Source organism: Brevibacterium marinum, from assembly GCF_011927955.1.
In the GTDB taxonomy this organism is placed as follows: Bacteria; Actinomycetota; Actinomycetes; order Actinomycetales; family Brevibacteriaceae; genus Brevibacterium; species Brevibacterium marinum.
Genome location: NZ_JAATJN010000001.1, coordinates 2,400,595 through 2,420,075, shown reverse-complemented (window position 1 = coordinate 2,420,075; position 19,481 = coordinate 2,400,595). Strand labels below are relative to the sequence as shown.

Below are 19,481 nucleotides of genomic sequence, written 5' to 3'. Positions count from 1 at the left end.
GGCTCACGAATCCGACGATTCGGCGACCTCGGCATAGAGATCGAGCAGCGTCGCCGAGATCGCGGCGCCGTTGCTCACGTCGATGACGCGCTTCTTCGCGGCCACCGCCTGCGAGCCGCGACCGGCGGGGTCGTCGAGAAGATGATTGATCTCACTCAGAAGCGCATCCGTGTCGTCGGCCGCAACGGGCTTCGCCGCCGCGCCCCAGATGCCTGCGCGTCGGGCGTTGCCGATGAAGACAGCCGGCTTCGACAGCTGCATGAGGTCTTCGTGGCTGAGCCCGGTCATGGATTCACTGGCGATGACGACGTCTGCGGCGGCTGCGACGTCGACGAGGTCGCCGGCCGGGGCGACGATGACGCCGCGGTCCGCGAATGCCTTCTCAATCGTGTTCCGGTCCTTGCCGGTGCCGGTGAGCACCGTGACCACGGGGCGCCCGGGCCTCCTCGTGTTGATCTGGTCGGCGGCGTCGAGGACCGTGGCCAGTGCGGTGTGGTCGCGCAGGGCGATGGGGCTGGCGATCATCCACGTGCCCTCATCGACTCCCAGCTCGCGGCGAACCTCGGCGCGCGGGGTCCTGACGGTGAGGTCGACGTCGATGTCGGGGTGGACCAGTTCGGCACGTTCGACGACGGGGACCTTCTCGCCGAAGTAGTCGACGACCGGTTCGGTGGTGCCCAGTATCGCCGTCGCGGTCCGGCCCACGATCTCGGCTCCGGTCTTCTCGATGACGTTGGCGGCGTCGAAGGATTCGATCGTCGCGACGACCTTCGGGTGGAATCGGGCAGGCAGACCGGTGAAGGCGAGTCCGGCCAGCGTTGCCGCGTGCAGTCCGTGGGCGTGGACGACGTCGACGTGCTGGTAGTACTTGTGCAGGGTGAACGCGGTGTTGGGATCGGCCAGGGTGAAGCGTCGTCGGGCCGCCAGCTCGATCTCGCGGAAGTTGTCCGCCAGTTCCTCCGGCACGCCGAACGTGCCCAGCAGCGACCGGTGGGCGGCGACTGCGACCTTGAACCCGGCGCGCAGATGACCGAGGACTGCGAGTTTCGCCACTTCGACGACGGGCCCCGTGGTTTCGGCGAGTACGTGCAGAATCCTCGTGTCTGCGCTGAGTGGGTGGACCTCGCCGGATTCGCTCATTTCCTCATCCTTTTCATTTGATCGACGCTGCTTCTACCCTACCTGGGAGGGCATGAGTTCCGTGTATATGCTCACCAGTTCTTTGCCCACATCTCTCTCATCGGGAAGTTGGGCACCGCGGGCCCGGGCGCGCCCGGCCAGCTCCTCCCGCCGAGGCGGATCGGCGGCCAGTTCGCCTATGGCTGCTGCCAGCGCCGAGTCGTCATCGTCGGCGATGAGAATGCCCGCGTCGCCGACGAGTTCCGTCGTCCCGCCGGTGCTGGTGGCGATGATGGCGCGACCGGTGATGAGCGCCTCCTGCAGCACCAGCGCACGGGCCTCCCACACGCTGGTGAGGATGTAGAGGTCGGCCGCCGCATTGAGTTCGGCGATGTCGTCGCGCGGACCGAGGAAATGCAGAGCCGGCACCGGCGAGGTGGCCGCCAGGTCCTGGTACTGTGCCCTCACCTCGGCGAGGACGTCCTCATCCGCGGCTCCGGCGATGAGGAAGACGAGTTCCGGTGGTCGTCGGTCCGCAGTCCGGGAATCGTCGAGGTGACCGGCCCCGCCGAGTCGGCCCGCCGCGCCCAGGTGCCCCGCCCCGCCGCGGTGGCCCGCCGCGCCGAGGTGGCCGAGGGCACGAATGAGCATCGGGTAGTTCTTCTGGGGTGCGACTCGACCCACGGCCAGCACGATGACGGCCTCGTCTCCGAAGCCGAACTCCTCGGCCAGGCTCGCGCGAGTGGCACGGGCCGCCTCGGCGGGAACGGGGTAGACCTCCGGGGCCGCGGCGGGCAGGAACCGGGCATCGGCGGCACCGAGGCCACGAGCTCGTGCCACCAGGTCGGTGCTCGCGCCCAGTGTGAGGTCGGCGCCCTTGGCCAGCAGGGTCTCGATGCCGACCTCGACACTGCCGCGCATTCCTTGGCCGCTGGCCCGATTGTGCAGGCTGACGACGAGGCGGGGACGGTGCCTGCTTGTGCGCACGGCCAACAGTGCGATGAGTCCGGCCCGGAAACCGTGGGCGTGGACGATATCGGGGCCGAAGCTGCGGATCAGTCCGCGCAGCCGGATGACCAGGGCCGCGTCCCGAGGCCCGAGTCCGGTTCCCATGTCGAGGGCCGCGAACCGGACCCCGGGCAATGTGGAGAAGCCGAAGTGTTCGTCGGTCCGGGCGGGGCCGATGATCCCGAGTTCGTGCCCTGCCGCGGCGAGGTCCCGGGCCAGCGCCCGCACATGCGTGCCGACTCCCCCTGTCGACGTTGCCAAAACATAGACGATTCTCATCTGTCGTCCTCATTCTCTGTCGAGCTTGGCTTCCCTGACGAAGTCGGATCCGCCCGGTCATCGGGTTCGGCTCGGTCATCGGGTTCGGCCCTGACATCTGGTCCGGGGCCGCCTCGGCGACTCGACAGCAGTCCGCGCACCTCGGTGAGATAGCTGCGGTCGAGGGCGAGGACGCCGACGAAGATCGCAACTCCGACGAGCGCGGAGACCACACCGTTGATCACGGAGGGCACGGCAGAGGTCCCCAGCGGATCGATCAGCCACCCGGACACGAGGACACCGGCGACCGAGGCGAGGGCCGCGCCCAGCAGGGACATCAGACCGCGGCGGACGACGCCGCGCAGACTTGCCGGTCCCACGACCCGACGCATCGAGATGAGCAGTGTCAGGCCTGCGACGCTCATTCCGAGGACATAGCCCGCACAGATTGCCACGAGGGTCAGACCGGGATCGCCGTCAGCGTTCGTCACCGCGATCGCGAGCACCATGCCGACGATGACGAAAAGCCAGCCGAGGGTGGTCGCCACGGCCGCGTAGCGGGAGCGTTCCATGGCATAGAAGACGCGTGTGCCCCAGGCGACGAATGACCAGCCGGGGACTGCCAGGGCCATGACCATGATCGCCTGGCTCATGGATCCGAAGGGCGCTGAGGCATCTTCGTCGGCGGCATCGATGGCTGTGAAGAACGTCTCCAGCGGACCGGCGGCAGACATCAGGATCACCGTGCCCAGCAGCCCGATGCTGACCATGACCGCCGAGGTCGTCGCGGTCAGTCGGTGCAACTGCAGCGTGGCGGCCCCTCTGTCCTCCACATTCGAATCGGGGTCCTTGGACCGGCCCGCCCAGCCAGACAGTGAGGGGAACATGACCGTGACCACGGGGATCGCCAGCACCCCATAGGGCAGAAGGTAGACCGCATTGATGTAGCTGAAGAGGACGTAGGTGCCTTCCCCGCCGGAGTAGTTCGCCAACCTCAGGGTCATCAGCACAGCGGCCTGCTGAGCGAGCAGCGCAGCCATTCCCGCGCCGGCCAACCGCAGTGCGCGGTGGGCGACTCCGGGTGGGAACGTCCACCTCGGCGAGATCTTGAGACCGGTCGAACGCATCGGCAGGGCCAAGGGCAGCGCCAGGGCCGCGACGCCGACCGTGGTGCCCCAGCCCAACCATCCGATGTGGGACTGCCAGGTGTCATCGGTGCCGCCGACCAGTCTGTACGAGACGTAGCAGCCGATGACGACGAGACTCGAGAGCAGCGGCGCGAAGGCCGGCCAGACGAACTTGCGGTGGGCCTGGAGCACACCGGTGAGCACGGCGCCGATGCCGTAGAGGACGAGCTGGGGCGCGAACATGAGCAGGAAGATCGCGGTGGCCTCGTGTTGCTCGCCCCCGTTCCTGATGAGCAGGTGGGCCAGCGGGTCGGCGAAGACCGCGAGGATGATGCTCAGCGGCAGAGTCACGGAGACCGCCCAGGTCAGCAGCGCCGAGGCGATCCGTCCCGCCGTTTCCCTGTCCGAACGGGCCAGTGGAATCGCCAGGAGCGGGATGACGGCTCCGGCCAGTGCGCCCCCGGCGACGACCTCGAAGAGGATGTTGGGAACCTGGTTCGCCGACTGGTAGGCCGTTCCGACGGTGCCCGCGCCCACCGTGGGTGAGAACACCATCCACCTGAGGAACCCGACGAGCCGGGTGAAGAGGGTGATGACCGAGACGAGCAGCGCCGCGGAGGCGAAGACCCGAACCAGCTTATTCACACGGCCTCGCGACCGAAGGCGTCGATCTCACGCAGTCCGGGGGTGGATTCGATGACCGAGGTGAAGGAGACCTTCTCACTCAGCAGGGTGAGGCCGACCAGGCCGGACAGGACCAGTGCACGCTGTGTGGCCGTCGAATTCTCGGCCAGGATCGTGCCCAGACCGGCACCGAGAGCGTTGGCGCCGGTATCGCCGAGCATCACTTCGCCGCCCAGATCGTCTGGCCATGCGGCCGCGCTGCTGCCGGCGATGGCCGCACCGGGTGCCCAAGTCAGACCGTGCTCGTGAGGCATGAAGGCCAATGTCAGCAGTCCCGCCTTGAGGGCGCGTCCTGGTCGCAGATCGAGCAGATTGAACAGGTTCGCCGTGCCGGCGATGACTCCCCCGGTGACGACGACGTCGACCGTGGAGGCACACCAGGTCTTCTCGGCCGCTGTTCGGTTCGAAGGGAACAGACCCTGGCTGCTTCTGCCGGTCCGCAGAATCGTCGCGGCGGCGATCGAGGCCAGGGGGATGCCGACGACCTTGATCCCACCGGTCGTGATCTGCCCTTGCGCCAGCGCGCTGAGGTGGCCGCGCAAGCCCTTCGAATCGCCGGATTCGAGGAAGTCGTCGACCGCACCCAGACCGCCGGCGACGGTGGTCACGAGCAGGGTCGCCGCACGCTGTCGCGGTGCTTCGATCAGGAGGCCGCCGGCGACCAGCCCTGCGGTGACCGCCGGGCCTTCGACGAGGGAGACGTCTCGGCCCGCATGGTTCGTGCGCACGACCTTCTCGTGGCTGCGCAGCTTCGAAGTCATCACGATCTTCGTCGTCGTGTACCCGACGAGGCCGGCGACGGCGGCGCTGATGAGTGAGCGGATCATCTCAGTCCTTCCCGGGCATGATCTCTTCGGCATCGTCGGAGAAGCCGTAGTGGCCGTGGATGCCGGCCTCACCGGCGGCGAGTGCACGAACGGTGATGACGGCGCCCGCTCCGAGGCCGAGGCCGTCCACCGTGCTGGCTCTCGACTTCTCCGTGCGGAGGACGGATACGAGCCCGTTCTGGGCGGAGCCGGCGTCTCCGGCCACGACGACGGACTTCGACTCCGAGGTCAGCGAATTGATGAAGTCGGTGATCAGGGTGCGGTTGCCCTTGTCGTCGCTGGCCTCCGGGCTGGGCTCGGTCTCATCGGCGAGAGTCGAGTTCTCGTTGTCGATGACGACGAAGAGGGAGGTCGGTTTGTGGTCGGTGTCAGTGCGCAGCCGACCCGCATCGACGAAGGCGTCGAAGATGTCGGAGGACTTCTTCTCCGCGGCGTCCCTGCTCTGGCCGCCTTCGAGCATCGAGGCTTCGCCCGTCAGGGCGATGACGAGCGCGGCGCGCAGTGCCGTCGAGTCGTCCGCGGGCAGGCTGGGCACGAGGTCCCGAAGAGTCGAGAGGAAGTCCGCGGCATCCGTCAGAGCCAGGGTGCCGTCGACGAACGAGACGTCGCCGCCGATCTTCCCACCGGCTTCCTTGATCCGATTGGTGACCTCTTCGACCTGCTCGGGGTCGGACTGGGGGGCGCCGATGATGCTGACGTCCTCGTTCTTCAGAGAGTCGCCGATGAGTTCGGGAGCGGCGGCGGTCACGAAGTCGTTCTGCTTGTCGATGTTGCCGCTGGCCGCGTCGATCTTCACACGCAGGTCGTCGCGGTCGGCACGCAGGGCGTCGACCTGGCTCTGCAGGGACTCGCCGATCGGCTCCTTCAGCGGTCCCGCGCCGAGGACGATGCCCACTGCCAGCGCGAGGAACACCGAGACGAGCGAGACGAGATGGTAGCGGAAATCAATCACTGGTCAGTCCTTGAATGATGCTGGAAGATTCTGAGGTTGCGGCAGGGTCGCCGCCGAACAGGGAACCGATCCAGCCGAAGAGCCCGTCGAGCTGGGCGCCGATGAGTCCGATGAGGGTCTGCCCGGCGGCGGTCGCGAACAGAGCCACGCCGAGGGCGACGAGTCCCGCGATGATCAGCACGCTCAGCTGCAAGCTGGAGATCCGCTGCCGATACAGCAGCGAGACGCCCTTGGCGTCGATGAGCTTCGAGCCCACGCGCAGTCGCGTGATGAATGTCGAGGCCATGCCCTTGCGTCCCTTGTCGAGGAATTCCATCACGGTGTCATGGGTGCCCACGGCCACGATCAGACTCGCCCCTTTGTCGTCGGCGAGGAGCATCGCGATGTCCTCACTGGTGCCCGAGGCGGGGAAGGCGACGCATTCGACGCCGAGCGAGTGGACGCGCTCGGTTCCGGGAGCATTTCCGTCCCGGTACGCGTGGACGACGATCTCGGCGCCCGAGGTCAGAGCCGTGTCGGAGACCGAGTCCATATCGCCGACGATCATGTCCGGCCTGTATCCGGCCTCGAGGATGGCATCGGCTCCGCCGTCGACGCCGACGAGGAGCGGTCGGTACTCCCTGATGTAGGAGGCGAGGATCGCGAGGTCCTCCTTGTAGTGGTACCCCCGGACGACGATGAGGGCGTGTCGCCCGTCGAACTTCGTGGCCACCTCGGGGACGACGAGTTCGGACGAGAGCAGGTCGGAGTCCTTGCGGATGTATTCGATGGTGTTGTCGACGAAGTCCACGAGCACCGAATTCATTCCGGCCTCGGCTTCGTGCATGTCCTCGGCGATGGATTCGGAGGTTTGGACGGTTCCGCTGGCGACTTCCCTGTCTCCGAGGAAGACGGTGTCGTCGACGAGGCTGATCTCGGCGTTCTCCTCGACGAGGTCGAAGATCTCAGGGCCGGTGCCGTCGATGAGGGGGATTCCGGCTTCGACGATGATCCCCGGGCCCAGGTTCGGGTACCGACCGGAGATCGACTTGTCGGCGTTGATGACGGCGATGGGACGGCAGGCGACCAGCGCCTCGGCGGAGACCCGATCGATGTCGGAGTGCTTGATGATCGCAATGTCACCGTCGTTCAGACGCTTCGTGAGGTCTTTCGTCCGCCGGTCGAGCCTGGCCGGAGCCGGCCCCCACCGGTTCGGAGCCGTGGGCTTCTCCCGACTTCTACGAACTTTCATGGTCCGCCCATTCTCTCATGTCAGCGCCGCCGCACCGGTCTTGACCTGCCGTGCCGAGTCGAGGAGTTCGGCGGCATGGGCCCTCGCGGAGGCGGAGTCCTCCATTCCGGCGAGCATCCGTGAGAGTTCGCCGACTCGTTCGTCTTCGCCCAGCTCTCGGACTCCGGACTTGACCGTCGCCGCCTCGTCGTCCTTGACGATCGTGACGTGGGTGTCGGCCCAGGCGGCGACCTGCGGCAGGTGGGTGACGACGATGACCTGAGCGTTCTGCGCCAGTTTCGCCAGCCGTCGTCCGATCTCGATGGCGGCCTTGCCTCCGACGCCCGCGTCGACTTCGTCGAAGACGTAAGTGGGGATCGACTCCCCTGCGGCGCGGACGACCTCGATGGCGAGCATGACCCGGGAGAGCTCACCGCCGCTGGCGACCTTTCCGATGTCATCACCGACCGAGGAATCGTGCGGGGCGAAGGTGAGACGGACGTCGTCGCAGCCGTGGGCCGCCGGCTCCCGTTCGGTCAGTTCGAACGTCACCTGCGCCTTGGGCATCGACAGCGCGGCAAGCTCTGCGCTGACGGCCTGAGAGAAGGACTCGGCCGTGGCGGTTCGGATCTCGGTCAGCTCCCGGCCGGCCGATTCCATGGTGGCGCGGGCCTCCTCCAGATCGGCGTCGAGCTGCCCGAGGTCGCGGTCCTCGGCTTCGAGCTCCGCCAGCTCCTGAGCGGATCGTGTTTCGAAGTCGAGGACCTCGCTCACGTCCTCACCGTAGGGGGCCAAGGATCCGAGTTCGGCCCGGCGGGCTTCGGTCTCCTCGAGCGAGGTCTCCCCCAGCTCGTCGAATCCGGTCAGATAGGAGCTGAGTTCGGCGGCCGAATCGGACAGTCGCAGCACGGCGTCATTGAGGGCGTCCTTGATCCGAGCCAGTTCGGGGTCGGCCGTGTCGACATCGGACAGGGCGCTGATGGCCTGGTGGACGTGGTCGACCGCGGCGCCGGCATCGTCGAGTTCACCACCGAGGAGGAGGTCGTGGGCGCTGCCGACGGCCTGGGTGATCTCGGCCGCGGCACCGAGCTTCGCGGCCTGCGCGGTCAGGGCCTCGTCCTCGCCCGGGATCGGGCGGACCTTGTCGATGGCCTCCAAGCATCCGTTCAGCCACAGGATCCGTTCGCGCCTGGCTGCGGTGCTGTCCTTGATCCGGGCGACTCGGGTCTCGGTCTCGCGCCAGTTCTCGAAGGCCTCGTGGTAGCGGGCCGCCGCGGCCTCGAGCTCGGGTCCGCCCGCACTGTCGAGGAGCTGCCGCTGCTGGGCCGCGCCCTTGAGGCGCAGCTGCTCGGACTGTCCGTGCAGGGTGATGAGGTCATCGGAGATCTCGGTCAGCACCGAGATGGGGACCGTGCGCCCGCCTGCGGTTGCCCGTGCCCGCCCCTTCTGAGCCACGGTGCGGGAGATGATCGCCTCGTCCTCGGCGCTGCCACCGGCCTCCTCGATGCGGGAGCGCACGGTGTCGGTGACGGACGAGAAGATGCCCTCGACCTCGGCCTTCTCGGCCCCTTTGCGGACCACTCCCGCCCCGACCTTGCGGCCCATGAGCAGACTCAGGGCGGACACGAACATCGTCTTGCCGGCACCGGTCTCGCCGGTGACGACGGTGAAGCCGGTGGAGAGCTCGACCTCTGCTTCGGCGATCACGCCGAGGTGGGAGATCCTCAGTTCGGAAATCATCTACGCCTCCTCGATCGGGCCCCGCCAACCGGAGACGGGCAGTCTGAACTTCGCCACCAATCGGTCGGTGAAGGGTCCGGTGTGCAGTCGGGCCAGTTTGATCGGGGACTGTGAGCGTCTGGCTTCGATCCGTGCCCCCGCCGGCAGTTCCATCGCCCGGCGTCCGTCGCACCACAGGACCGCTGAGAAGTCGGGGTTGCGCGGTGAGATCTCGACGCCGAGGCGGGAGTCGGGGTTGACCACGAGCGGTTCGGTGAACAGCGCGTGGGCGGAGATGGGGATGAGCAGCAGGGCTTCGACCTCCGGCCAGACGATCGGGCCGCCGGCGGAGAACGCGTATGCCGTCGATCCGGTCGGTGTCGCCAGAATGACGCCGTCGCAGCCGAACGATGACACCGGTCGGGCGTCGACGCCGAGGACGACGTCGATCATGCGGGATTTGGATGTCTTCTCGACCGTGGCCTCGTTGAGCGCCCAGGCATTGAAGATGGGTTCACCTTCGTGCCAGACGGTCACGTCGAGGGCGAGTCGCTCCTCGACGAGGTAGTCGCGCTGGGAGGCTCGGTGGACCGCCTCGGCGAGGTCCTCGCGTTCGCTTTCGGCGAGGAAGCCCACATGCCCGAGGTTGACGCCCATGAGCGGGACGCCGGAACCGTGGAAGCGTTCGGCAGCGCGCAGGATCGTCCCGTCGCCGCCGAGTACGATGACGAGTTCGCACTTGGATTTCCAGGCCGCGAGCTGAGCCGGGTCGATGACCTCGCAGCGCCCGAGCAGGTCCTGTTGGACAGCGGGGTAGGAGCTGCGTGCGGCGATGTCGATGACCTCTTCGTCGAGGACGACCGGGGTGACTCCGTCGTCGAGGAGCGCCTTCCACACGCTCACTGCTGCTACTGCTGAGTCCTCGCGCTGTGGATGCAGAAGCACCATGATGTGTCGGCTCACGGCTCTCCTCTCATGATCTGGTCCAACTGGTCTGCGATGTCCGCCTCGTTGAGCCTATCGGACTCGGTCCGTGATCTGCCTGGTCGAACACGCAGGAAATACTCCCTGTTCCCGCTCGGACCCGGCAGGACCGATGCCGCGATGTCGACCACGCGCGCGTCGTGTTCGGCAACGCCTGCGAGCACGGAGTCGAGGGCTCGGCGCCGCGTGCTCGCGCTGGTGACGACACCGTGTTTGTCCAGCGCGCTGCGGGCGAGTTCGAACTGCGGTTTGACCATGAGCAGCAGCTCACCGCTCGGGACTGTCGCCGCGAGCAGCGGGGCCAGAAGCAGTCGCAGGGAGATGAAGGACACATCGGCGACGACGAGGTCGACCTTCGGCACGTCCGAGCTCTCCAGATCACGCAGGTTGAGTCCCTCCCTGACGTGGACCCGTGGGTCGCGGCGGAGCCCGGCGTCGAACTGGTCGTGTCCGACGTCGACGGCCCACACCTGGCTGGCGCCCTCGTGCAGGAGCACTTGGGTGAATCCTCCGGTGGAGGCTCCTGCGTCGAGTGCGGTGCGGCCCGTGCAGTCATCGATGGAGAAGTTCTCGAGTGCCCCGATGAGTTTGTGTGCGCTGCGGGCAACCCAGGGGTCGGGTTCTGAGACCGTGAGCTCGTCTGCTTCGGCCACATTCTGTGCGGCCTTCGACGCGGTTCTGCCGTTGACGCTGACTCGGCCGGCCGCGATCTCGCGCACCGCGCGGGAACGCGATGCGATGAGGTCTCGGTCGACCAGTTCGCGGTCGAGTCGACTCACAATGAGCTCACCTGTGAGTCGAGCTCGTCGAGCAGGGGGGACAGGCGTGAGTGCCGTTCGGTGCTCGAGGCTGCGCTGATCTCGGCGAGGCTGGAGCGCCAGGTCTCGACCGGAACGTCGCCGTTGACCGAGGCCGGCGTCGGTGTGGGGCTCGGTTCCGCGGACTCGTTCGGTTCGGGCGTCGTCGGCGGCTGCGGTTCCGTCGGCTGTTGCGGTTCCGTCGGCTGCTGCGATTCGGGCGTCGTCTCAGTCATGGATCCTCCGTGGCAGGTTCCCCGGGCCCACGTCGTGTCCGCGGTCCATCGACTCCCATGCCGTGCGGAGTGCAGTGTGCACGGCGGAGGGCCCAGCGTGGTCGGCATCGTCGAGCCGCAGTTCACCGTCGACGATCCGGCAGTCTGCGGATGCGGCTGCAGAGTAAGCGCCCGAAGACTCGTCGGTGTCACGGGATTCGTGGGTGCTGCCGGATTCGTGGGTGGTACCGGAGATGAGTGCCGGCAGGCTGCGCAGGCTGGGCAGGATGTAGGTCGGGCGCAGTCCGGGGCGTGCGCGGAGGGCGTCGTGGATGTCGTGGATGCCGGTGAGGACGAGGGCGGTCTCGTATCCGGCGGCGTTGCCGCCCTCGATGTCCGTGTCGAGTCGATCGCCGATCATGAGGGGGCGTCCGGCACCGAGCCTGTGTGCCGCGTATTCCATCATGTGCGGAGAGGGTTTGCCCACGATGGTCGGCTGTGCGCCGGTGAGGCGGGAGAGCATGTCGATGAATGCGCCGTTGCCGGGGACCCTGCTTCGTGCTCCGACCATCGAGTAGTCGGGGTTGCTCGCCCACCATTCGAGTCCGGAGGTGATCGCTTCGGCGGCGCGCACGATCATCTGATAGGTGATGTCCGGGTCGAGACCCTGGGCGATGGCGACGGGGTTGTCCTCGAGGGTGTCGGTGACGGTCAGCCCCTCGGCCTGCAGCGCCGTGATCAGGCCGCGGGCGCCGACGACGTAGATCGGTGCCCCGGTTCCGAACTTCGCTGCCAGCCGTCCGGCGAGCACCTGCGCCGAGGTGGTCACCTCTGCCGGGGTCGTGCTGATTCCCAGCGTGGAGATGCGGTCGGCGACCGCCTCGGGGGTGCGCGTGGCATTGTTCGTCACATAGTTGACCGGGATGGATTGCTCGTACAGGAACTCGATGCTCTCGAGCGCACCCGGAATCGGCTCCGACCCGTGGTAGACGACGCCGTCGAGGTCGAACAGCACACAGTCGATCGGCGCGGTCTCACGCCGATCGATCGGTGCTGCTGCGTTCGCGGCTGATGTCACTGATTTCCGCTCAGCCGATACGAGGCGTCTACTTCGTCCAATGTCATGTCGCCGGACTCATGGTTCGACTCCGACGACTCCGCGGAGTCTCCCGCTGAGGGTGTGTCGGAATCGTCGGCGGTGTCGGCGTCGCCGGCGTCGGCGTCCTCGAGCAGTTCGTCGAGCTCGGCCTCGATCTCCTCATCGGAGACCTTGACCTTCTTCAGCTCCTTCTCCGAGACATGCGTCTTCGACTTCGCTGGAGCCCGATCCTCGACCGCGCCATCCTCAGCGACTTCATCCGCACCGACGCCAGCGGTTTCATCCGCAGAGACGTCGGCGGCCCCATCATCTGCTTCGTCGGCCTCTGCCTCTGGTTCGGCCGGCTCTTCGTCGGAGTGCTCTTCATCGGGGATCTCCTCGTCGGGGATCTCCTCGATGGTCTCGATCTCCACGCCGAGGTTGGGGTCCGGTTCCTCATCGCCGAAGAGGGTCCCCGTGGCCTTGGCGGTGCGTCGTGAGAGCTCCTCGTACTTGTCGGCCAACTCGGTCTCGCCGTGCAGGCGCAGCACCTCGGAGTAGGCAGCCATCAGTCGAACCAGGGCACCGCTGGGCTTCTGCGTGAAGTCTTCGGCTTCGATCAGCGCGCGTGCCGCATTGAGATCGCCGAGATCCGATTTCGCTCCGGCGGCGACGATGACCATTTCGGTGCGGGCGGCATTGTCGAGGTCGAGCTCTCCGGACGACTCGAACAGTTCGAGGGCCTTCTGCGGTTTCCCGCGCCCGCGCTCGGCGTCGGCGATGAGGGCGATGTTGTCATGCGAACCGGAGATGCGGCGATGTGTGCGCAGCTCGCGCACCGCCTCGTCGTACTTCTCCACGTGATACGCCGCGATGCCGAGGGCTTCGCGGACGAGGCCGACACGCCCCGCGCGGGCCATGGCCGCCTTCGCATGCTCGTAGGCACGTTCGGGGTCGAGGTCGAGGAAGCCTCCTGCTGCGACGAGGTGCTTCGCGACCGATGCGGCGTTCTCCTTGTCGAGGGAACGCAGCTGACCGCGCAGGTCCTTGTCGAGCTCCTGGCCGGTGACTCCTTCGGGAATCGGCGGCTCCTGGATTCGGGGACGACGCGCCCGCTGCTCGCGTGCGTAGTCACCGGTGTCGGTCGATCGTGTGGCTCTGCGGTCGTTGCTGTTCCGGCCCGCGCCACCACGGCCGCGGCCGCCGTCCTCACGACGCCCGCGCCCTCCGCGGTCATCACGACGATCACCCTTGAAGTTTCCCCGACGGTCATCACGACGGTCCCCACCGAAGCCCCGACGCTCACCATCGCTGCGGCGGTCTCCGTCCTGGCGAGGTCTGCCGTCATTGGGGCGGCCACTCCGGGACCCACCACGACGATCGTCGTCGCTGCGCCTGTTGCCCTGGTACCCACCACGACGATCGTCGCGTCGATCCCCGCCGAAGCTCCGACGCCCACCATCCTCGGGGCGCCTGCCCTGGTACCCGCCGCGGCCCTCACCGCCGCTGCCGCGACGCTCGCCGCCGTCGCCGTCACGACGATTGCCCTGGTAGCCGCCTCGGCGATCATTGCTGTTTCCGCCTCGGCGGTCATCGCGACGATCGGAGTTGCGTGACCCGCGCTCGTCCCGGGACCGGTGGGAGTCCTGTCGACGATTGTGATTGCTGCCGCGGTCTGAGCCTCGACCGCCGTCCGCGCGGCGGTTGTGCTGGCTGTCTCGCGAATCCCCTTGGGCCACGATTCTCCCTATAAAGTCATTTCAATGATTCGACCCCATTCTAGTCCACTCGAATGCGATGAGCCCTGTGTGCGAGAGCACGTCCGAACAGCGACGAGCCGAACGCGATGGCCGACGGCCCCGGTCAGTCATCGCCGTCAGGACAGAAACCGGGTTTGCCCTCCTGCCGGAACAGCCTCACTGAAACCCCTGAGGGATACCGCACAGGAACATCAGCGCCAGCCTCGGCCGCTCAGGAGAACCCTCAGTCAGCGATTAGGACGCGCTCTTCGCCATTGCTCGAATCGCAATCCGGAAGCGCATTCAACCGCTCTGTTAGAATCATGGCGGATCGTCTCCGCAGGCCATGGCCCGGCGAGACGGGAGGTCACCTCATCGCGGTCAGTAGGGGATTCATGAAACCTGGTGCGGAAGAATCGAGCGACGTGGTCAAATCCTCCTGCTTAACCGCATCGGTGATTCCATCGATCATTGTCACAACATCTGACGTTTCCCATAGCGTGAAATCGCATGGTGACATTCGCATGCCCACCCGACGGAGTCGTGGACTGTATCGCAGACAGCGCAATTGCACGGACTGTGCCCAGTCTCACCGCGCATACTTCGGCCGGCATTCTGTGATGTGCTTCATCCGATTGAGCATCGAGACACCGGGTTCGCATATCGTGGATTTCGGAAGCGTCGCCTTCGGCGGAATGGGAGGGCTCCTGACGACGAGCCCTGATCCGATGTGGACCGACCGGACAATCTCAACCTCAACGACGTTCACCAGCAACGAATAGGAGACAACGTGCCCAACACGCTTTTCATCGACGGACAGTGGGTGTCGGCCCAGAACGGCGGGACCAGAGAGATCCGCAATCCTGCAGACGGCAGCTTCGTCGCCGAGGTGGACGAAGCGAGTCCAGCCGACACCGAACTGGCGATCGCCGCCGCTCGCCGCGTCCATGATTCCGGTGTCTGGTCGAGTGTCCCCGCCGGCGAGCGGGGCGACCTCCTCCTCAAGTTCGCCGCCGTCCTGCGAGCACGCAAGGCCGAATTCGCTCGCGCCGAGTCCCTGGACACGGGCAAGCGCTATGTCGAGTCCGAGATCGACTTGGACGACATCGCTAACTGCTTCGACTACTTCGGCAAGCTCGCAGCCAACAACGCGGGCCGCGTCGTCGACGCCGGAACGGACACGGTCGTCAGCCGCATCGACCATGAGCCCGTCGGTGTCTGCGCCCTGATCACCCCGTGGAACTACCCGCTGCTGCAGGCCGCCTGGAAGATCGCACCGTGCCTGGCCGCCGGCAACACCTTCATCCTCAAGCCCGCCGAGCTCACCCCGCACACGGCGATCCTCACACTGCAGGTCCTGGAGGAGCTGGGGCTTCCGGCAGGCGTGGGCAACCTGATCCTCGGTGCCGGTGCAGACGCGGGGGCGCCGCTGTCGACCCATGACGACGTCGACATGGTCTCCTTCACGGGCGGACTGGTCACAGGGCGTCTGCTCGCGGCCAATGCGGCAGCGACCGTGAAGAAGATCGCCCTCGAGCTCGGCGGTAAGAACCCGAACGTCGTCTTCGCCGATGCCGACTTCGATGCTGCCCTCGACAATGCGCTCAATGCGGCGTTCGTCCACTCCGGCCAGGTCTGCTCCGCCGGTGCCAGGCTGATCGTCGAGGAATCGATCGCGGAGAAGTTCGTCGACCGCCTCGTCGAGCGTGCCCAGCAGATCCGCCTCGGCGGACCTTTCGATGACGAAGCCGAATCGGGCCCGCTCATCTCCGCAGCCCATCGCGACAAGGTCACCGCCTATGTCGAGAAGGGCATCGCCGAAGGCGCCCGCCTGCGCTGCGGCGGCACCTGGGGCGAAGGCGATCTGGCTGACGGCTTCTACTATCTGCCGACCGTCCTCGACCAGGTCGAGCGCGGAATGTCGGTCGTCACTGACGAGGCATTCGGCCCCGTCGTCACCGTCGAGACCTTCTCCACGGTCGATGAGGCAGTCGCCATCGCCAATGACACGCACTACGGCCTCGCCGGCGCCGTCTGGACGCAGCACGCGGGCAAGTCCCAGCAGGTGGCCCAGCGGCTGCGCCATGGAACCATCTGGATCAACGACTTCCACCCCTACCTGCCGCAGGCCGAATGGGGCGGATACAAGCAGTCCGGCTTCGGACGCGAGCTGGGTCCGACAGGGTTGGCCGAGTACCAGGAGGCCAAGCACATCTATCAGAACCTCGAGCCCGCCGTCACCGGTTGGTTCCCCGACCACAGTAAATAAGGAGATGTCGAACGTGGAAACTACTCATAGCTTTGACTATGTCGTCGTGGGTGGCGGCTCTGCCGGAGCTGCCGTCGCGGCTCGGCTCAGCGAGGACCCCGGCACCAGCGTCGGACTCCTCGAAGCGGGCCCGAGCGACGTCGGCGAAGACGTCGTTCTGCGCCTCAACCGCTGGATGGAGCTGCTCGAATCCGGTTTCGACTGGGACTATCCCATCGAGAAGCAGGAGCATGGAAATTCCTTCATGCGCCACGCCCGAGCGAAGGTCCTCGGCGGCTGCTCCTCGCACAACTCGTGCATCGCCTTCTGGGCGCCCCGGGAGGATCTCGACGGCTGGGAGTCGAAGTTCGGTGCCACCGGGTGGGGGTCGAAGGACACCTTCGGCCTGTACAAGAAGCTCGAGACCAATGAGCTGGCCGGCGACCACCACGGCCATGACGGTCCCGTGCACCTGATGAATGTTCCGCCGGTCGACCCCTGCGGCGTCGCCCTGCTCGATGCCTGTGAGCAGGAGGGCATCCCCCGCGTCCAGTTCAACGAGGGCGAGACCATCGTCAACGGGGCGAACTTCTTCCAGGTCAACCGCAGGGCCGACGGCACCCGTTCGTCCTCCTCGGTGTCCTATCTGCACCCGATCCTCGACCGTGAGAACCTCACGGTCCTCACCGACACTCAGGCCAAGGAGCTCGAGTTCGATGACGAGGAGAACTGCACGGGTGTCTTCGTCGTCAACAACGCCTTCGGTCACACCAAGCGCATCGAGGCGAAGCGGGAAGTCATCGTCTCCTCCGGTGCGATCAACACTCCGCAGCTGCTGATGCTGTCGGGCATCGGCCCGAAGGATCACCTCGCCGAGGTGGGTGTCGATGTTCGCGTCGATTCGCCGGGTGTCGGTGAGCACCTCCAGGACCACCCGGAAGGTGTCATCGCCTGGGATGCGAAGAAGCCGATGGTCGACGATTCCACCCAGTGGTGGGAGGCCGGCATCTTCACTCCCACCGAGGAGGGCCTGGATCGTCCCGACCTGATGATGCACTACGGTTCAGTGCCGTTCGACATGCATACTCTGCGTCAGGGCTACCCGACCTCGGAGAACACGTTCTGCCTGACGCCGAACGTCACGCATGCCCGATCGCGGGGAACCGTGCGTCTGCGCTCGCGTGACTTCCGCGACAAGCCGCACGTCGACCCCAGGTACTTCACCGATCCCGAGGGCCACGACATGCGTGTCATGATCGCCGGCATCCGCAAGGCCCGTTCAATCGTGTCCCAGGACGCCATGTCCGAGTGGGCCGGCGACGAGCTGTTCCCCGGCAAGGACGTCCAGACCGACGAGCAGATCGCCGACTACATCACCCGCACCCACAACACGGTCTACCACCCGGTGGGAACGTCGCGCATGGGAGCTGCCGATGATGAGTCTTCACCGTTGGACCCTCAGCTGCGGGTCAAGGGTGTCAATCGTCTCCGCGTCGTCGATGCCTCCGCGATGCCGGAGATCACGACGGTCAACCCGAACATCACGGTGATGATGATGGGTGAGAAGTGCGCCGAGATGATCAAATCGGGCAGCTGATCTCAAGCGGCTGACTTCTCAAGCTGCCGCCGAGAACGACCGAGGAAGGGGCTGATGCGGATTCGCATCAGCCCCTTCCTCGGCTCTGTCTTCAATGATGTCGAGGCAACGGGTCGGTCCCGGGATCGCCGACCTTCCCTTTGCTGCCTGTGCGGCTGGCGAGGGTGCCATGCCTCCGCGACTTGTGCCCTCCCTCTTCGACATAGGGGTCACGGAATTCCGGTGCCGGTTCGACCGCCTCGGGGGCGGTGACGACTTCCTCTTCATCATCGTAGGCGTGGGCGAACTCGTCGCCGTCGCCGTCACGACGTTCGACTTCTTCGGGCGGAAGCACCTTCTTCCACCGGCGCATCCGAACCCGCGGCAACTCTCCGGCGTCTTCTCTCAGTGCCCGCATGAGTGCGTAGATCTGGAAGTAGGCGATGATGAAGAAGGGCAGTCCGACGAGGATGATGGTCGACTGCAGTGCTTCGAGGCCGCCCGAGCCGGAGAACACCAGCAATGCCGCGGTGACCAGCGCCACGGCCAGAGCCCAGAAGATGCGCTGAGGCAGAGGGTTGAAGTCCTCGTGCCCGTTGTTCATCGTGTCGACGACGAGGGCCGCGGAGTCCACGGAGGTCACGAAGAAGATGATCACGAGCACGATCGCGATGACCGACATGGGCCCGGACAGCGGATAGTGTTCCAGGAATGCGAACAGGGCTCCTGGAATGTCGCCCTCCCCGACCACGCGATCGACGAGTCCCCCACCTTGGTTGAATTCGATGTCGAACGAGGCGAAGCCGAAGACGCCGAACCAGAGAACGGAGAACGCCGAGGGGATGGCCAGGACGCCGATGACGAACTGTCGGATGGTCCGTCCCCGGGAGATGCGGGCGATGAAGATCCCGACGAAGGGCGACCAGGTGATCGTCCAGGCCCAGTAGAAGACGGTCCACGTGTTCTGCCAGCCGGTGTCGGCGAAGGTGTCGTTCCACAGGGCCAGCTCCGGCAGCGACTGGATGTAGGAACCGAGAGACTCGAAGATGCCGCGGAACATGAACAGGGTCGGGCCGAGTGCGACGATGAAGATGAGCAGCAGCACGGCGATGACGATGTTGATGTTCGAGAGCACCTTGATGCCCTTGTCGAGCCCCAGGGAGACCGAGACCGTTGCGAGTCCGCAGACGACGCCTATGATGATCAGCTGCCACAGCGCGTTCTCGGGAATGCCGATGACCTGGGCCAGACCGCCGTTGATCTGGAGCGTTCCGAGACCGATGGAGACGGCGATTCCGAAGACGGTGCCGATGATCGCGACCACGTCGATGGTCTTGCCGATGGGTCCGTGGATCTTCTCACCGAGGATGGGCTGGAAGATCGAACTCACGCGTGGCGGCAGATTGCGCTTGTGGATGAAGTAGGCGAAGCACAGTGCCGGGAGAGTGAAGATCGTCCACGTGTGCAGGGTAAAGTGGTAGTAGGTGAAGTTCATCGCATCGGCGGCGGCTTCGACCGTGCCGGGTTCGATGCCCATGGATCCGCGAGGAGGATCGCCGAGGTGGCTGACGGGTTCCGCGACGCCCCAGAACATGAGGATGGATCCGATGCCGGCGGCGAAGAGCATCGCGAACCACGCACCGTTGGAGTGTTCGGGCGCTTCGTCTTCGGGTCCGAGCTTGGCCCGACCGTATCGGGATGCCGCAATGTAGATGAGGAAGACGAGGAAGACCGTCACGCCGAGGATGTAGAACCACCCGAGGTTCGTCAGCAGCCAGTCCGATGCCACCGAGACACCGGCGTCCAGGGCATCGGTGAAGAAGATCGTCCCGAGGACGAAGAGAATGATGACAGCAGCCGACGAGAAGAAGATGGCCGGGTTCGTGCGAAGCCTCAGCGCATCGTGCAGTCGATCAAGCATTTGCGGAACCTTCCGTAGT

Annotated in this window: 15 protein-coding genes; 2 read left to right on the top strand and 13 right to left on the bottom strand. The window is 66.1% G+C overall.

Annotated elements, in window-relative coordinates; translation table 11 throughout:
- Positions 1–3: 3 nt before the first annotated feature.
- The 12 genes from BKA07_RS10650 to BKA07_RS19340 are packed head-to-tail and all read right to left on the bottom strand — an operon-like array spanning position 4 to position 13,717.
- Positions 4–1,140 (bottom strand): group 1 glycosyl transferase, encoded by a 1,137-nt coding sequence (locus tag BKA07_RS10650; RefSeq protein WP_167950876.1) that lies wholly within the window; start codon positions 1,138–1,140, stop codon positions 4–6.
- 33 nt (positions 1,141–1,173) lie between these two features.
- On the bottom strand, positions 1,174–2,406 hold the full coding sequence (locus tag BKA07_RS10645; protein ID WP_167950875.1) for a glycosyltransferase family 4 protein: 1,233 nt from the start codon (positions 2,404–2,406) through the stop codon (positions 1,174–1,176).
- The gene (murJ, locus tag BKA07_RS10640; protein WP_167950874.1) at positions 2,403–4,157 is read right to left on the bottom strand and encodes a lipid II flippase MurJ; all 1,755 of its coding nucleotides are present in this window, start codon (positions 4,155–4,157) and stop codon (positions 2,403–2,405) included. The genes BKA07_RS10645 and murJ overlap by 4 nt, the downstream gene beginning before the upstream one ends.
- Positions 4,154–5,023 carry a hypothetical protein gene (locus BKA07_RS10635; RefSeq protein WP_167950873.1) on the bottom strand — a complete coding sequence of 290 codons (870 nt, stop codon included), beginning with the start codon at positions 5,021–5,023 and terminating at the stop codon, positions 4,154–4,156. Before BKA07_RS10635 ends, murJ begins: the two co-directional genes overlap by 4 nt.
- A 1-nt stretch (position 5,024) precedes the next feature.
- Positions 5,025–5,975, bottom strand: a complete 951-nt coding sequence (locus BKA07_RS10630; RefSeq protein WP_167950872.1) for a copper transporter — start codon at positions 5,973–5,975, stop codon at positions 5,025–5,027.
- Positions 5,968–7,206: a putative cytokinetic ring protein SteA gene (steA, locus tag BKA07_RS10625; protein ID WP_167950871.1), complete on the bottom strand. Its 1,239-nt coding sequence runs from the start codon at positions 7,204–7,206 to the stop codon at positions 5,968–5,970. Before steA ends, BKA07_RS10630 begins: the two co-directional genes overlap by 8 nt.
- 15 nt (positions 7,207–7,221) lie before the next feature.
- A complete protein-coding gene (gene recN, locus BKA07_RS10620; protein WP_167950870.1) occupies positions 7,222–8,925 on the bottom strand; it encodes a DNA repair protein RecN in 1,704 nt (567 codons plus the stop codon).
- Positions 8,926–9,867 carry an NAD kinase gene (locus BKA07_RS10615; RefSeq protein ID WP_342449031.1) on the bottom strand — a complete coding sequence of 314 codons (942 nt, stop codon included), beginning with the start codon at positions 9,865–9,867 and terminating at the stop codon, positions 8,926–8,928.
- The gene (locus BKA07_RS10610) at positions 9,864–10,667 is read right to left on the bottom strand and encodes an SAM-dependent methyltransferase (RefSeq protein WP_167950869.1); all 804 of its coding nucleotides are present in this window, start codon (positions 10,665–10,667) and stop codon (positions 9,864–9,866) included. The genes BKA07_RS10615 and BKA07_RS10610 overlap by 4 nt, the downstream gene beginning before the upstream one ends.
- Entirely contained in the window at positions 10,664–10,921 is a 258-nt protein-coding gene (locus tag BKA07_RS10605; protein ID WP_167949060.1) for a hypothetical protein, read from the bottom strand. The genes BKA07_RS10610 and BKA07_RS10605 overlap by 4 nt, the downstream gene beginning before the upstream one ends.
- Positions 10,914–11,978 (bottom strand): HAD-IIA family hydrolase, encoded by a 1,065-nt coding sequence (locus BKA07_RS10600; protein WP_167950868.1) that lies wholly within the window; start codon positions 11,976–11,978, stop codon positions 10,914–10,916. Before BKA07_RS10600 ends, BKA07_RS10605 begins: the two co-directional genes overlap by 8 nt.
- Entirely contained in the window at positions 11,975–13,717 is a 1,743-nt protein-coding gene (locus BKA07_RS19340; protein WP_245161920.1) for a hypothetical protein, read from the bottom strand. Before BKA07_RS19340 ends, BKA07_RS10600 begins: the two co-directional genes overlap by 4 nt.
- 790 nt (positions 13,718–14,507) lie before the next feature.
- Here BKA07_RS19340 and BKA07_RS10590 point away from each other — a divergent pair.
- Complete coding sequence (locus BKA07_RS10590; RefSeq protein WP_167950867.1) at positions 14,508–15,986, top strand: aldehyde dehydrogenase family protein; 1,479 nt, start codon at positions 14,508–14,510, stop codon at positions 15,984–15,986.
- 4 nt (positions 15,987–15,990) lie between these two features.
- Entirely contained in the window at positions 15,991–17,562 is a 1,572-nt protein-coding gene (locus tag BKA07_RS10585) for a GMC family oxidoreductase (RefSeq protein WP_167950866.1), read from the top strand.
- Positions 17,563–17,653: 91 nt separating this feature from the next.
- Here the strand turns inward: BKA07_RS10585 and BKA07_RS10580 are convergent, their stop codons facing one another.
- Entirely contained in the window at positions 17,654–19,462 is a 1,809-nt protein-coding gene (locus BKA07_RS10580) for a BCCT family transporter (protein ID WP_167950865.1), read from the bottom strand.
- Between the last annotated feature and the right edge of the window lie 19 nt (positions 19,463–19,481).